At 61.3% G+C, this 15094-nt stretch carries 14 protein-coding genes and 1 pseudogene; 7 read left to right on the forward strand and 8 right to left on the reverse strand.

Annotated elements, in window-relative coordinates:
• Window positions 1–5 precede the first annotated feature (5 nt).
• Complete coding sequence (locus tag EHW12_RS02195; RefSeq protein ID WP_125050235.1) at window positions 6–1040, forward strand: aspartate-semialdehyde dehydrogenase; 1035 nt, start codon at window positions 6–8, stop codon at window positions 1038–1040.
• Window positions 1041–1102: 62 nt separating this feature from the next.
• Here EHW12_RS02195 and EHW12_RS02200 read toward each other — a convergent pair whose 3' ends face one another.
• Complete coding sequence (locus EHW12_RS02200; protein WP_003943507.1) at window positions 1103–1444, reverse strand: Imm51 family immunity protein; 342 nt, start codon at window positions 1442–1444, stop codon at window positions 1103–1105.
• Between the two features lie 43 nt (window positions 1445–1487).
• A complete protein-coding gene (locus EHW12_RS02205) occupies window positions 1488–2129 on the reverse strand; it encodes a TetR/AcrR family transcriptional regulator (protein ID WP_037130914.1) in 642 nt (213 codons plus the stop codon).
• A gap of 158 nt (window positions 2130–2287) precedes the next feature.
• On the opposite strand from EHW12_RS02205, the gene EHW12_RS02210 reads away from it, so the two are divergent.
• Both EHW12_RS02210 and EHW12_RS02215 read left to right on the forward strand, forming a co-directional pair.
• Complete coding sequence (locus EHW12_RS02210) at window positions 2288–4069, forward strand: acyl-CoA dehydrogenase (protein WP_164490545.1); 1782 nt, start codon at window positions 2288–2290, stop codon at window positions 4067–4069.
• Window position 4070: 1 nt separating this feature from the next.
• On the forward strand, window positions 4071–5003 hold the full coding sequence (locus tag EHW12_RS02215) for an oxygenase MpaB family protein (protein WP_007731493.1): 933 nt from the start codon (window positions 4071–4073) through the stop codon (window positions 5001–5003).
• 88 nt (window positions 5004–5091) lie between these two features.
• Here the strand turns inward: EHW12_RS02215 and EHW12_RS02220 are convergent, their stop codons facing one another.
• Both EHW12_RS02220 and EHW12_RS02225 read right to left on the reverse strand, forming a co-directional pair.
• A complete protein-coding gene (locus tag EHW12_RS02220) occupies window positions 5092–6396 on the reverse strand; it encodes an HNH endonuclease signature motif containing protein (RefSeq protein ID WP_125050236.1) in 1305 nt (434 codons plus the stop codon).
• Window positions 6397–6444: 48 nt separating this feature from the next.
• The gene (locus EHW12_RS02225) at window positions 6445–7221 is read right to left on the reverse strand and encodes a TetR/AcrR family transcriptional regulator C-terminal domain-containing protein (protein ID WP_007732297.1); all 777 of its coding nucleotides are present in this window, start codon (window positions 7219–7221) and stop codon (window positions 6445–6447) included.
• 65 nt (window positions 7222–7286) lie between these two features.
• On the opposite strand from EHW12_RS02225, the gene EHW12_RS02230 reads away from it, so the two are divergent.
• The 4 genes from EHW12_RS02230 to EHW12_RS02245 are packed head-to-tail and all read left to right on the forward strand — an operon-like array spanning window position 7287 to window position 12113.
• On the forward strand, window positions 7287–8126 hold the full coding sequence (locus tag EHW12_RS02230; protein ID WP_007732299.1) for an alpha/beta fold hydrolase: 840 nt from the start codon (window positions 7287–7289) through the stop codon (window positions 8124–8126).
• Window positions 8127–8182: 56 nt separating this feature from the next.
• Window positions 8183–9949, forward strand: coding sequence for a multicopper oxidase domain-containing protein (locus tag EHW12_RS02235; RefSeq protein ID WP_064111983.1), 1767 nt, complete (start codon window positions 8183–8185; stop codon window positions 9947–9949).
• 36 nt (window positions 9950–9985) lie between these two features.
• Complete coding sequence (locus EHW12_RS02240; RefSeq protein ID WP_058227104.1) at window positions 9986–11200, forward strand: CoA transferase; 1215 nt, start codon at window positions 9986–9988, stop codon at window positions 11198–11200.
• Window position 11201: 1 nt separating this feature from the next.
• Window positions 11202–12113: a hydroxymethylglutaryl-CoA lyase gene (locus tag EHW12_RS02245; RefSeq protein ID WP_058227105.1), complete on the forward strand. Its 912-nt coding sequence runs from the start codon at window positions 11202–11204 to the stop codon at window positions 12111–12113.
• A gap of 6 nt (window positions 12114–12119) precedes the next feature.
• Here EHW12_RS02245 and EHW12_RS02250 read toward each other — a convergent pair whose 3' ends face one another.
• The 4 genes and pseudogenes from EHW12_RS02250 to EHW12_RS02265 form a co-directional block, all read right to left on the reverse strand.
• The gene (locus EHW12_RS02250; protein WP_007732306.1) at window positions 12120–12425 is read right to left on the reverse strand and encodes a hypothetical protein; all 306 of its coding nucleotides are present in this window, start codon (window positions 12423–12425) and stop codon (window positions 12120–12122) included.
• A 47-nt stretch (window positions 12426–12472) separates the two neighbouring features.
• Window positions 12473–13570, reverse strand: coding sequence for a hypothetical protein (locus EHW12_RS02255; RefSeq protein WP_064111989.1), 1098 nt, complete (start codon window positions 13568–13570; stop codon window positions 12473–12475).
• Window positions 13567–14634 carry an ATP-binding protein gene (locus EHW12_RS02260; protein ID WP_125050237.1) on the reverse strand — a complete coding sequence of 356 codons (1068 nt, stop codon included), beginning with the start codon at window positions 14632–14634 and terminating at the stop codon, window positions 13567–13569. Before EHW12_RS02260 ends, EHW12_RS02255 begins: the two co-directional genes overlap by 4 nt.
• 131 nt (window positions 14635–14765) lie before the next feature.
• Window positions 14766–14987 (reverse strand): annotated as a pseudogene (locus tag EHW12_RS02265) (LuxR C-terminal-related transcriptional regulator); the annotation flags it as partial.
• Window positions 14988–15094: the final 107 nt, after the last annotated feature.

Consider the following 15094-nt stretch of genomic DNA (forward strand, 5'->3'; position numbering starts at 1 on the left):
TTCTCATGACGACTATCGCTGTTGTCGGTGCGACCGGTCAGGTCGGCATCGTCATGCGCACTTTGCTCGAAGAGCGGAACTTCCCCGCGGACAAGGTGCGGTTCTTCGCATCTGCACGCTCCGCCGGTAAGAAGCTGCCCTTCCGCGGCGAAGAGATCATCGTCGAGGATGCGGCCGCCACATCGGATGAGGACCTGAAGGGCATCGACATCGCCCTGTTCTCAGCCGGTGCGACGCTTTCGCGCGCCCAGGCTCCGCGCTTCGCTGCTGCCGGCGCGACCGTTGTCGACAACTCTTCGGCATGGCGCAAGGATCCCGAGGTTCCCCTCGTGGTCAGCGAGGTCAACCCGCAGGACACGAAGAACCTGGTCAAGGGCATTATCGCGAACCCCAACTGCACCACCATGGCAGCGATGCCGGTGCTGAAGGCTCTGCACGACGAAGCGGGTCTGCAGCGTCTGATCGTCTCCAGCTACCAGGCCGTGTCCGGTAGCGGCATCGCCGGCGTCGAGGAACTCCTCGGCCAGGTGCGCGCCGTAGTCGGAGACGCGGAGAAGCTGGTTCACGACGGCAGTGCTGTCGACTTCCCGGCCCCGAACAACTACGTCGCCCCCATCGCGTTCAACGTCCTGCCGCTGGCAGGTTCGCTGGTCGACGACGGAAGCGGCGAGACCGACGAGGATCAGAAGCTCCGCAACGAGAGCCGCAAGATCCTCGGACTTCCCGATCTGTTGGTTTCGGGTACGTGCGTGCGCGTTCCCGTCGTGACCGGGCACTCGCTCGCGATCAACGCAGAGTTCGCCAACCCGCTCTCGGTTGCTCGCGCCAAGGAGATCCTCGCCGACGCTCCGGGCGTCGAGCTGGTCGAGGTTCCGACGCCGCTGGCCGCTGCCGGTGGCAACGCGTCGCTGGTCGGTCGTATCCGTCAGGATCCGGGTGTCCCGGAGGGACGCGGACTCGCGCTCTTCGTTTCGGGCGACAACCTGCGTAAGGGTGCCGCGCTCAACACGATTCAGATTGCCGAGCTGTTGGTCGGCTAGATCTTTCGTTCGGTACCGGCCCCGCACCTAGGTGTGGGGCCGGTGTCGTTTCGACAGGCGCTCTAGTCGAGTTCGGAAATGGCGACCAGGCCACCGAGGTACTCGGCATCCGAATACGCTTTGGCGAGTAGCGCTCCGAGCTCACCGAGAGCTCCGTTGTCGCTGCCGTACGCAACAAACATGCCCGCTTCGGGATCGGTGCCGAAGCGGCCCTCCAGATGCGGTGCATCGCGGCCTACCACTGCGTGGGCGACCGACGCCCAGTCGTAACCGGAGCCTTCGAAACCCTCTACCTGCTCGAATATCGATGCCACCTTGCCGAAATGCTGGTCGGTGAGCATCAGTGACCAGTTGCCCGGAGACGTTTCGAAAAGCTGTAGCGGTTCGATCGATGGTGATGTCATGCGTGTATTGAAGCAGATCCGACCGACAGGTTTCAGTCGGCCGCTAACGCCCGACCGATTGTGCGAGAGCCACGGCAAAACTGGAAAGTCGTTCTCGGGTATAGGTTTCGGGATCACTGACGGCCAGTCGTCCGAGCATTTCGGCGAACGACATCATGGTGTGTGCGAGGAGAACCGGATCAAGGCCTTCGAGCTTCGACTCGAGGGCAATCCCGGCGCGGGCCAGTTCTTCGGCGCGGGCGAAGACAGCTCCGCGAGAGAGCTTCAACAAGCCGTGATACTCGCTGGGGGCGTTCTCGACAGACGTCAGAATCAGGCGCCAGCGCGTCGGGTTCTCCAGTACGGCGTCGACGAAGGCGCCGACGGTCCCGGTGTACGACGCCGCTGGGCCGAGTTCGCTCAGATCTGTCGGCATGGTTTCGAGCACCTGAGCGATGGCTCGCTCGTGCTCGCGGCGCAGCAGTGCAGCGACGAGATCGGTCCTGGTATCGAAAATCGTGTAGAGGACGGGCTTGCCGACACCGGCTTCGGCAGCGACGGATTCCATGCTGAGGTTGTGCAGGCCAACGCGGCCGGTGACCTCGAATGCTGCGTCGAGGAGCTGCTCGCGACGTTGCTCGGGCGCCATGCGAGGGGCGTACTTGCGCCGCGGTGTATCCGTTGCGTCAGCTTGTGACCTGGTCATCGTGTGCATCACCTCCGCTCTCACCCTAATCTGCCTGCCACTTCTTCGTGAATAATACGCAACCGTTGTATTCATCGTCTGCAATTGTTACGGTGGCGTTGTATTCGAATGGTGCTCAGTGAGGCGCCTCTGCCGAGATCTCGAGGAGAACAACCGCTATGACAGCGTCGACCTCTTTAGTGCCGAATGATCTGCTGCTCCATCCCTCCACGTACGATCGGCCGGAGTTCGACGCGACCACGCGGAGACTGCTGGGCGCGACCGTCGACTGGTTCGAGGCGCGTGGAAAGAACCGACTCCTGGCCGACTATCACGACAAGATCTTCTACTCCGATTTCCTCGATTTCGCGGCGAAGGAAGGTCTGTTCGCCACATTTCTGACGCCCGCCCGCGACAGCGGCGGTGACTCCGACAAGCGCTGGGATACCAGCCGTATCGCCGCGCTGTCCGAGATCCTCGGCTTCTACGGACTCAACTACTGGTACCCGTGGCAGGTGACCATCCTCGGTCTCGGGCCGGTGTGGCAGAGCGACAACGAGACGGCAAGGGCGCGAGCAGCTTCCGCTTTGGCTTCCGGAGGCGTTGCGGCATTCGGACTGTCCGAGAAAGAGCATGGCGCGGACGTCTACTCCACCGACATGGTCTTGACGCCCAACGGCAGCGGCGGGTACCTGGCCAGCGGTTCGAAGTACTACATCGGAAATGGCAACTGCGCCAACACGGTCTCTGTCTTCGGCCGTGTCGACGGAGTGGAGGGCACTGATCAGTACGTCTTCTTTTACGCCGACTCGGACCATCCGGCATTCGCCGTGGTGAAGAACATCGTTCCGGCCCAGATGTACGTAGCGGAGTTCTCACTCGTCGACTATCCCGTTGCGGCAGAGGATATCCTGCATACCGGCGAGGCAGCATTCAGTGCCGCACTCAACACCGTGAACATCGGAAAATTCAACCTGTGCTTCGGCGGAATCGGTATGTCGACTCATGCCTTGTACGAGACGATTACCCACGCGCACAATCGAATCCTGTTCGGCAATCCCGTCACGGCGTTCCCACACGTACGACGTGAATTCGTCGACGCGTACGCGCGCCTGCTGGCGATGAGGCTCTTCTCGGATCGTGCGGTGGACTATTTCCGCACCGCATCGCCCGAGGACCGCCGCTACCTCTTGTTCAATCCTGTCACCAAGATGAAGGTGACAACCGAGGCACAGAAGGTGATCGGACTGCTCTCCGACATCGCTGCGGCAAAGGGCTTCGAGAAGGACAGCTACCTCGCGGTGGCCAAGATGGATGTCGACGGGCTGCCCAAGCTCGAGGGGACCGTCGCCGTCAATCTCGCCCTGATCGCCAAGTTCATGCCGGCGTACCTCTTTGCCCCCGAGTCGTTTCCGGCGATTCCGACGCGCAACGACGCACCCGACGACGAGTTCCTGTTCCGTCAGGGTCCGGCACGGGGGTTGTCGAAAGTTCGATTCGACGACTGGCGAGCGGTGTACGCGAAGTTTGCGGATGTTCCCAACGTTGCACTGTTCGTGGAGCAGGCAGAAGCGCTCGTGACCCTTCTAGCCGAAGCTGCACCGGATGCGGCGCAGCAGGTCGACTTGGACTTCGGCCTTGCGATCACCGAACTCTTCACCCTCGTCGTCTACGGCCAGTTGATCCTCGAACAAGCCGAGATCTTGGGATTGGACGAGGAGCAGCGGAACGGTGGGGTGCTGGATCAGATCTTCGATGTCCTGGTCCGCGACTTCAGTGCTGCAGCGGTGGAGTTGTACGGAAAACCCAGCGCCAGTGAAGATCAGCAACGGTTGGCACTGGCATCTATCCGGCGCCCCACGTTCGCGGCGGAGCGATTCGAGTACGTCTGGCAGCAAGTAGTCGCCTTGTCTGGTGCCTACGAAATGAACGGTGCAGGCTCAACGAACGGGGAGGAATGAAATGTCTGAACTGACGATGAATCGACCGCGTGAGGATTACGGCTTCTTCGGCCCAGGATCACCCAGTTGGAAGATCTGGGCCGCGCCGACAGCGCTGATCGGGTTCCAGCGGTCGGTGGTGCTCGAGCACTTCGACCCCTTCTTGGCTGCCGCAGTGGCAGACATGAGCGGGATTTACAGCGATCCGGCCGGGCGACTCGACCGAACCTTGGCGTACTTCCTGACCGTCGCCACTGCCGACGGGCGGACGGCATTGGCCTTGTCCGACCACCTCATGACAGTTCATGCTCAGGCCACGGGCATTGAACCGATCACCGGAACTCGTTACAGCGCAAACAATCCGGCGTCACAACTCTGGATCCACGTGACGGGTTGGCATTCGGTGCTCAAGTGCTACGAGATGTATGGGCCGGGCCCGCTTTCAGCTGTCGAAGAGCAGCGGTACTGGGAAGAATGCGTGATCGCTGCCGAACTACAGACATGCAAGACCTCCGACGTTCCACGCTCCCGAGAAGAGGTACGTGAGTACTTCGCTGAAGTCAGGCCCAGATTGTGTACCTCCGAGCGTGCCAACCGGGCGATGCACTACTTGTTGAGAACACCGAGAGCGCAGGGGAAGACGAAGTTCGCGACATTCAGCCGATTGGTCGCGCCGGCCACTATCGCGACTTTGCCCGGCTGGATGCGAACGATGGGTGGGTTCGATCAGCCAGCGTTGTTGGACAGAGCAATTGCGCCCGCGGTGCGAACGGCAGTCCGGTTGGGTAGTTCACCGAAGAACATGACCACTGCTCTGAAAGTCATTGCGCCGATGACGGGCAAGGTGTTGGAGCGCCACCTGCGTGACGAGCAACCCCTGGACCCGAGAGTTGTCACGCCAGCGGAGATTCGGGAGCGATTCCCGCGAGCCGCCAAGGTTGCGCAGGCCGTCTGACGGGTTCGCCACGGCCTGTTGGCACCGCATCGGGGGGATCCCTTCGATGCGGTGCTCGGCCGTGTTCTGTTGTGCCTGAGGTTCGTTCTCAGGTTTTGAATGTGGTGTTCGCCGGGCGCGGTTGCTGCCCGGGGTCGATCGAGGGCGGCGGAATGAACCAGGGTTTGTTGTCGACTCCTATTCGGATTTCCCATTTCCCGACGAACCCTGATTTTCGGTGCATCAGTCGGTGGTGTGAACGGCACAGCAGGACCAGGTTGTTCATCACCGTCGGGCCACCGTTGGCCCAGTGCCGGATATGGTGCGCATCAGTCCACGCGGGCACGCATGTGCAGCCCGGGAAGGCGCAGCCTTTGTCTCGGGCGATGAGGGCGACGCGTTGTTCGGCGGTGACCAACCTCTTCCCTGGTTGCGCATCCAAGGGCGCGCCGTGATCGTCGAGCAGAACGGTCGAGAGGAAACAATCACACCCGAGAAGTCGGGTCTGCGACACCGACAGCGGTCCGAGCCAGGGCATGTGCCCGACATCGAGATCCGATACAGCCATTCCGTCATCAGCAGTGGAGGGTGTTGCGGCGCAGTCCCGGTGCTCGGCCAGATCCCGAGCGTTGATGTGCACGTTCACGTGCGGGCGTTGACCACCGTCTGTGCCTGTTTTGGCGCAGTCGAGATAGCGGCGGATCAGTTCGGTGAACCCGTCGGCAGTGCGTTTCGCCGCCGACCTAGAATCCGGGGTTCCATCCGGCGCCGGGGTGGGCATCGTCAGGTTCGACAGGGCCGAGAGCAGCATTTCGCCGGTGAGGGCGTCGAAATCCCCGCGCACCACCACGCGACCATTGAGCGTCGAGGCGATGCGGAGCTCGTTCCGGTCGACGTCTTCGGCGGGTGGAATTTCATCGGATTCGAAGATTCGCTCCAAGGTCGCGATCACGTTCCGCACCTTCGTCGTTGTCGCTTCCACCCCCGACGCGGCAGCCAACAACAGATCGATGCACTTCGGTAGTGCTTCCTCCGGCATGCCTTTAGGTGGCGATTCGCAGAACGCCACGATCAACACGGCATGATCGAACGAGCAATCCCCGCAATCGAACCGAGCTCCCACCGCCGGAAACGGCCGCAAAGCTGCACCCAGGGCGGCGATCTTCTTCCCGTCCCGAACCTGCAGCATCGTGTTGGCCGCCAACCACGAACCGACCCCGCGGCTGGCGATCACCTGATCATCCGGGCGCAACGACAGTTCGTCGACCACTGCCACCCGCACAGCTTCGAGACGAAGAATCTCCGCACTCGCCTCGACAGCAGCAGCGCGCAACTCGGCAGCAGTCAACTGCCACAACCGTCCGCGTAACCCCACCGCAGAACCCGACACCACTTCCGACAGACAAACACTCATTGAACCCCCCGATCCCCTCCCCAAATCATACTCGAACATGCGTTCGAGTCAAGAGCGTTTTCGAATCCTCGATTCGATACCGTCAAGGAGGATCTGTAGGCCCTGAGTAAATGACTCTTCGGTTTCTCGTTCGAGATAGAAGTCGCCGCCCGGTACCGGTGGGGCCTCCCGACCCAACTGCGTCGTGTGGGGGAAGTCGTCCACGAAATCCGGTGCAGCATCGGCCAGTGCAGCAGAAGACTCTGCCCACCAATGAGATTCGGAATCTCCGATGGTCGAGGCGCTTCGGATCTCAGCTAAGGTCCGCGCGGACCCCCGGATGAAATGGAAAAGCATGCTCACCGATCTGCGGATGGTCGGAGCATCGAGACCTGTGGAGTAGAGAATGGACAGGAGTGATTCGAGTCCTGCCTGCTCGTGCGGACCCAGGACGGGGCGCGCCAACGAGACATCCAATGTCCACGGATGGCGTGTATGTAGGGCGAAGAGTGCGGCGGCCCAGTCGGAGAGTGCCATGCGCCAGTCGCCGGTGTCTGCGATCGGCGGTAGCTCGGCATGCGCCCGGTCGTACATCAGGTCCAGCAGTTCGTCCTTTCCCGGTATGTAGGTGTACAACGACATCGCAGTGCGGCCGAGGTGGTCGCCAATCATGCGCATCGACAACGGTGTCGTGGGGTTGGCGTCGGCGACTTCGATCGCGGCGTCAACGACTGTGTCCGTGGACAGCGCGGGCTTCGGTCCTCGGCGGCCGGAAGGCGTCTCGGGTTGACGCCACAGAAGTGAAATCGTGCGTGCGATATCGCGTCGGCCTGCCTGTTTGTTCATCTTGTCGCTTTCGTGGAGTCGCGCTATTCTTAATTACTTTACAGTGTAAAGATTTGGGAGTGGACATGGTTGAGGCAAGACTTCACGACGGGACATCTATCGAGGTCGAGGTTCTCGGACATGGCCCCGCCGTGCTGATACCTGTGAATCCGATTTCGGCTACCGGCATCAAGGCGGACGAACTTCGCGCCTGGGGCGTTGACCCCTCGCTCGGTCGAACATTCATGGAAGGGTTGGCGTCGAACTTCACTGTGGTTGCCTTCGACTACGAAGGGCACCGGATGGCGTCGCCCGCGCCGGACACGCTCACTCCCGACAACATCGCGTCCGACATTCTGGCTGTGGCGAATTCGGCTGGGATCGACCAGTTCGCCTACTACGGATACTCCTGGCTGGCACTGTGCGGATTGCAGTTGGCGCTGCGCACCGATCGTCTGACCGCACTGGTCATGGGTGGTTTCCCGCCGGTGGATGGGCCGTACAAGGCGATGCTCCAGGTTACCGAAGCTACACACCGCATGGCGAGTGAACCGCCCCAGCGCACATCACAGCCCACGGCATCATCAGACGAATTCGATTGGAACTCCATCGACATTGCGTTGACCGGAGCGCAGACCCGGCAGTTCGTGACGCTGTACCGCGCACTTGGTGAATTCGACGATCGAACGATTCAAGGGCGCATCCTTTGTCCGCGAATGTGTTTCGTCGGTTCGCGAGACGTCATCGAATACGGTGACCGATGGGGTGGGGTACGGGTCGCGCCGGCCGATCTCGACCTCGACGCCGTTCGGTCGGCAGGGTGGGATATCGAGGTACTCGACGGTCTGGATCACACGCAGGCAATGCAACCGACTCATGTTCTACCCATTCTCAAACCCTGGTTGGAGAAGGTGGTCGGTGTTTGACCGTGCGAGCACGCGGGTAACCCGCTCCGGATGCCGTCAGCGTGAGGGGGCCGTGAGTGGACGAGTCACACAAGATCCGTCGCCGATCGTTTGTTCAAGGGCTTGGCCTGCTGGCCGGTCTGAGCGCGTTGTCCGCTGGATCAGCGACGGCTCGACCACCTGATGTCGATCCACTGCGCCCGTTCCAACTTCCGTCGCCCCGTCTGGAACCGTTTCGGGAGACCCTTCCTGTCCTGCCGGGCATTTCGGGTGGCAACCTGGAGCTTCGTGCGGCATCGTCGATGCACCGATTCCATCCGGACCTACCGTCGTCGCCGTCGCTGGGTTACGGCGGAATGGATTATCTGGGCCCCACCATCGAAGCTCACGTCGATCAGCTCGTCACAGTCCGATATGCCAATGACATTTCTGCGTATCCGCTTGCCGCGGATGTCGATCCGGGTCTGCACGGCGTCAGCGACCTCGACCGCACACAGGTCCCCACCTCGCTTCACCTGCACGGAGGAGTTACTGCACCGCAGTTCGACGGGCATCCGGAGCTGATTCAGCGTCCGGGCGAAGGTTTGGTTCACGAGTACACGAATGGTCGTGCCGCCGGCAATCTTTGGTATCACGATCACGCCATGGGAATGACGCGCCTCAACGTCTACGCCGGGCTGGTCGGGATGTATTTTCTCCGTGACGACGCAGATACAGGCACCACCGGGAATTCTCTCGGCTTGCCGTCCGGCGAATTCGAGCTTCCGATGATTCTGCAGGACAAGGTCTTCACCTCCGACGGTCAACAGAGTGTCCGTTCCACGTGGCTCACTCCGCAAGGTTCATGGGATCCGGCGACCCCCGGTGACGTTGGCGTGGTGAACGGCGTCGTGTGGCCGAAAGTGGAGGTTGCCCGCGGCCTGTATCGATTGCGACTGCTCAACGCCGCAACCTATTCGGTGTGGAATCTGCATTTCGCAAATCGTATGCGGTTCTGGGTGATCGGGTCCGAAGGCGGTTTACTGGCCGCCCCGGCGCCGACGGATCACGTTCGGTTGAGTCCGGGTGAGCGCGCTGATCTGCTTGTCGACTTCAGTATGCTCGAGCCGGGCACGACGGTGGAATTGCGCAACGACGAACCGGTACCCCTTGCGGTGGCGCAACGCGGCACGCAGGTGATGCCGGTCTTCTGTCGGTTCGACGTGGGCAACGCAAAGGGATTCACCGGCTCGATCCCGCAGCAGCTGAATTCCGTTGCTGCCGAACCGGCGTCCCCGGATGTGGTGCGAAATCTCACGATCATGCAGCTGTCGCGTCCCTCGGATTACCCGTCGATCACTATGTCGCTCAACAATTTGAGGTTCACCGATTCGGATATCGAACTGCCACGTCAGGGAGCCGTCGAGCAATGGAATCTGATCAACATCACCACGGAACCACATCCGATTCATCTGCACCTGGTGGCGTTCCGCGTTGTGGGGCGCCAGAACATCGACACTGCAGCGCTCATGCAGCGGTACCCGGTACCTGATCTGGGGGTCCGGTGGACGCCGTCGGCAGAGGAATTCGTGACCTCCCCGCTGCGGCCTCCCGAAGTTTGGGAAACGGGGGAGAAAGACACTGTCATCGTGGATGCCAACTCGATTACCCGCGTGATCGTGCGCTTTCCGACGGCCGACGAGTTGGGCTTCGATCCGGATGCAACTTTCGCGAGAGGTTCCATGGCAGACCACTCGGCACACGGAGAAGTCGGCATGGGGGACCTGCAGGGGTACGTCTGGCACTGCCACATGCTCGATCACGAAGACCACGACATGATGTTGCGATATCGGGTGGTGACGTAGCCTTCAAGGGGAGAAAAGTTCCCAGAGGAGGCAGCTGTGTCGGAAGGTGCGCCCACCGGGCCCCTGGACGGATATCGGGTGATTGAACTCGGAACCTTGATCGCCGGGCCCTTCGCCGGGAAACTGCTCGGCGACATGGGCGCCGACGTGATCAAGATCGAATCGCCGGACCGCCCGGACCCGCTTCGTACCTGGGGTCAGGCCGAGCAGGACGGTCATCGATTCTTCTGGACGGTTCACGCCCGCAACAAGCGGTGTGTGACGTTGGACCTTCGCGTCGACGCGGGACGAGACCTGTTTCTGAATCTGATCGAACATGCCGATGTGGTGGTCGAGAACTTCCGGCCGGGCACCCTCGAGAAGTGGGGCCTGGGATTCGACGTTCTCAGTGCGCGCAATCCGAAGTTGGTGTTGGCCAGGGTATCCGGTTACGGGCAGAGCGGACCGCAAGCCAAGAGCGCCGGCTACGCCTCGGTTGCCGAAGCGGTCAGCGGATTTCGGCATCTGAACGGTTATCCAGGGCAGGCGCCTCCGCGTATTGCCCTTTCGCTCGGAGATTCTCTTGGCGGGATGTTCGCCGTTCAGGGAGTGCTGGCGGCGTTGCTCTCACGAGAGCGGACCGGCCATGGTCAGGTGGTCGACGTTGCCCTCACGGAATCCTGTCTGGCGGTGCAGGAATCCACGATCCCGGATTACGATCGGGGCGGGATCATCCGGCAGCCCTCGGGAACGAGATTGGAGGGTATTGCGCCGTCCAACATCTATCAGACCTCTGAAGGAAACTGGGTGGTGATCGCAGCCAATCAGGACACGCTCTTCGTGCGTCTGTGCACCATCATGGGGCGACCGGAACTAGCGCATGACGACCGCTTCTCCAATCATGTTGCGCGTGGCAAACATCAGGACGAGCTCGACGAACTGATCAGTGCCTGGGTCGCGCTCCAAGATCCCACCAGCCTGGTGGAACGCCTCACCGAAGTGGGAGTTGTTGCCGGGCCGATCAATACGGTTGAAGATGTCGTCAAGGATCCGCAGCTGATCGAGCGGGGGATGCTCGTCGACCACTACGACGAGCGGATCGGTGAAAACGTCCTCGGCCTGGGCGTCGTGCCTACCTTCAGTGAGACACCCGGATCCGTGCGCAACGCGGGAGCGTCGGCGCCGGGTCACGACAACTCCTCGGTGTGGGGCGGGCTCCTCGGACTCTCGGACGGCGAGCAGGCAGAACTGAAGATGAAGGGCGTGATCTGACATGTCGGTACCTGGCGTGGGTATTCCAGCAGTCAGTATTCGTGAAGTCGGACCACGGGACGGGTTGCAGATCGAAGACCCGGTGTCGCTGGCGGAGAAACTTCGTCTTGTCGACGCTCTGGCTGCGACGGGTGTTTCGCGTATCGAGGCGACGTCGTTCGTCTCACCGCGCGCTGTGCCGGCGTTGGCCGACGCGGAATTGTTGGCAGCAGAACTGCACCAGTGGCCCGGCATCGAGTTCTCGGCATTGGTCGCCGGAATCGGTGGAGCGAAACGGGCCGTCGCCGCAGGAATGAAAACCGTCGAATATGTTGTGTCGGCATCGAATGGCCACAGCGAGGCCAACACTCGGTCGACGACGGAGCAAGCGACCGAACGTATCGGAGAGGTCGTCAGGATCGTCCACGACGCCGGAGGACGGGTGGAGGTCATCGTGGCCACAGCCTGGGACTGTCCGTTCGACGGTCCAACCGACCCGGATCGTGTTCTGCGGATTGCGGAGGAGGCCAAGGAGTTCGGTGCTGATCAGTTCTCGATCGCAGATACCATCGGCACTGCCACGCCGGGACGTGTCGGACGATTGATCGACGCTGTGGGCGAAAGAGTAGGTGACTTCGGCTTGGGTGCGCACTTCCACAACACGCGTGGCGCTGGTCTTGCTTGCGCGTTTGCGGCTGTGCAGCACGGTGTTCGAAACCTCGACGCGTCCACCGGAGGTCTCGGTGGTTGTCCGTTCGCTCCCGGTGCCAGTGGCAATATCGCGACGGAGGAACTGGTCTACATGCTCGAAGACATGGGCATCGCGACAGGTATCGACCTGGATGCGAGCATTCGTGCCGCTGCCGTTGCAGAGGAGATAGTGGGCCATACGGTTCCCAGTAATCTTCTCCGCGCCGGCGATCGGAAGCGGTAGGGACCTTTACTCTTCTCGGTTGGGTGATGCCAGCTGCAGTTTGACCAGCTGCTCGTGCGCCGCGGCCGGCCAACCGATGCGCTGCTTCTCCAGATACCATGCACCGGCGGCAAATGCGATCGCGAGGACGATCCAGATCGCGACGCTTCCGATCTGAGAGCCCAGGTCGCTCGACGAGGACACTTCGCCCGTGCTGTAGTCGTATTCCGTTGTCGTGGTGATTCCCTCTACTGCGAAGGTCCACAGAATCGGAAGGGCACACAGTGCGGCGAGGGCACGCGCGACATGCGCTGGACGAAGTTCGAAGATCATTCATTTCTCCTGGTGATCGACCCGGTGAATCTCACTCTCCTCGAAAGCTATTCGGGTTCGGCGGCGCTGTCTGTAGTCGAATCGACGGACATGGACGAGGTGCCGAGCTCTCCCCGGTCCCCCTGCCGTAGCAGCTGCATTCCGTTGTGATCGAACTCGATTCGTCGAACGTCTTCAGTGTCGACCAGCATCGTGGCCATAGCGGTACGCCGAGGTGGAAGGATCCGTATGGTCACTTTTCCTCGCGTGATCGCGGTGAGTTCCCGGACGATGCTCGAGTGGATTCGGTCGCGCACGTCGGGGTTCGCGCCATCCATTCCATGGTCGTCGAGCAGGACCACTTCGACGCCGCGGTTTCGAGCGGCACGCACAGCATCGATGACATCTGTTTGTTGTAAGCCTGTCGCCCTCAGCGAATCTCGGAGTTGCGCCTCGAGGAGTTCGCATTCTTGCCGCTCGGTGGTTGTCAGTGGAACCCCGGAAGCGACCCGTTCGAGGAGCGGGCGTGCAAGGACATCGAGCCTGTCGAGTTGCGCGTCGCGTTCCTCGAGAATCGCAGCACTGGCGGATGCGGAGGCAATTCGTTGGGTGGACTGCTCACGAAGTTCGTAGATAACCCTGGCTTGAGGACGGATGGTGTATGCGAAGAAGGTCGACATCAGAACAGGGCCCGCGTTGATGACCGTCAACGACACTCCGTACATGGCCCCCTGGCCGGTGGTGGAGGACCAGATGGCGGTCACCAACACCATGAGTCCAAGCCCGAGCCACGCGAGTGCTGTACGCCCACGAACGCACATGAAGGTGAAGACTGCCGTCGACATCCCGAACATCCAGAGTTGAGTCATGTCGTTGACGGGGACTGGAACCACTGACAACACCAGGCCGCTCGTGACGGCGCCGGTCAGAGACACCAGAACGCTCTGCCCCAGCGGCATCGGGTCGCCTCTGCTCAGTACGAGTGTGAAAGCCGCAGTCGAGCACACGATAATTGCCAAGATCATCGGCCAGACTGCGCGGACGTCGGAGGATGTGTAGGCGACCGAGATCACGCAGGTGAGCGCGAAGCATGCAGCCATGAATCGAGCAGCACGGCTGTGCATGCCGAGAAGATCGCGGACATCTCGTCCGTCCGGCCTGGTCATGTCATCACCGCTACGGGCAAGCTCAACGTCAGAGTCACCGAAGTGCCGCGGCCGGGTGACGATCGAATGGTTGCCGATCCGCCGTCGAGTTGACGCATTCTGCCGCGGATGCTGACAGTGATTCCGAGGCGATGCGTCTCGACGGAGCTCGGATCGAAGCCGACGCCGTCGTCGGTGACGACTACTTCGAGGTGGGTGGCGGTTGCCGTGACCGTGAGCGAACGCCGTGCACTGCTTCCGGCGTGTTTGACGCTGTTGCGCAGTGCCTCGGCCATCGCACCGGCCATCGCACGAATCGAGTCGGGTGCGTATCCGCTCGGATCAGACCCGTCGGAGAGGGCGGTCTCGAACGTGATGTTTTCGTCCACTTCCGAAGCGGCTGAACGTAACTGAGCGAGGATTCCGTCGAAGTCGAAACTCGTCTCGTGGTCGGTTCCGGAGCGCAGTTCGTCGAGTCTTGCCACCGTCCTTCGCGCCTGAGCGACGACCGAGGGATCGGCATCGTTTCTCGAAGCAGCGAGCAGAGTCGACATCACGGTGTCGTGGATGAGTGCGTCGAATCTCTCGCGTTCGACGGATTTGGCGTCGGCCGCGGCGGCGCCGGCGGCAGCGGCATGAGTGGTGGCGATGGTCGCATCCAGTACTCGTCCGGTTCGCAAGGCCATGACGGCCGCTGCTACGAAAACCGCGCAGAATGTCCAGGCGAAGGCGAGGTCGGGAACCAACAGGTGCGTCGTGGGACTCGTCCGGATTATGTGATTGGTCAACTGTGCGAGTGCTGCCACTACGAAAAGGTGCACGACGGCAGCGGCCGGTCGCCAAGCTGCAGCGGCAGCAAGGCTGGCGACGCCGGGGAAATTGGAAATCCACAAGGTGAAATCTGTGACGTGGTCACCATTCCACGCCGGCCACCACAGGAGGATGACCACGACGTAGAGAACCGCATTTGCGCTCGCAGTTCGTTTCACCCATCGGGTGTCGGCGTGGAACGTCGATGCTCCCAGCGCCAGCCCACTACCGAAAGTCGCGACCACCGCCAGTGGAGTCCACCACGACGCAGACATCGTGGTGGCTTCTGCAATCGCAGGGGCAAGCAATATCAGATAGCAGACATAGCCGGCGCCGATGAAACGGCCGAAGAGCCTCAGAATTTCGTCAGAAGCACTGGCTGTTTTGTCGAAAGCAACTCTGTCGATCAGAGTTCGTCGATCGTCACTATCTGATCTTGTATCGCTCGCACGAGTAATTCGCATTTCGTCGGTGCGTTCCTTCCAACGTCGGCATACTTCTCGCGAATCCGCGACAGGTGGGTCCCCACCGTTCCCACGCTGATGTAGAGGTTTTGAGCAACGCGTGACTTCGAATCACTCAGTAGCCATTCCCTGAGAACCTCGATTTCGCGCTCCGAAAGGTGCGGTCCGACGGGATCCTGTGCCATGCAGTTTTCCACAGTGACTGTCATGAGTTTCGTCCTTACTTCTCTGTAGCGGAATGACAGACCCCCGACAGTGCCGTCTTCTTGTC

Origin of the sequence: Rhodococcus sp. NJ-530, from assembly GCF_003860625.1 — a bacterium.
Classification (GTDB): Bacteria; Actinomycetota; Actinomycetes; order Mycobacteriales; family Mycobacteriaceae; genus Rhodococcus_F; species Rhodococcus_F qingshengii.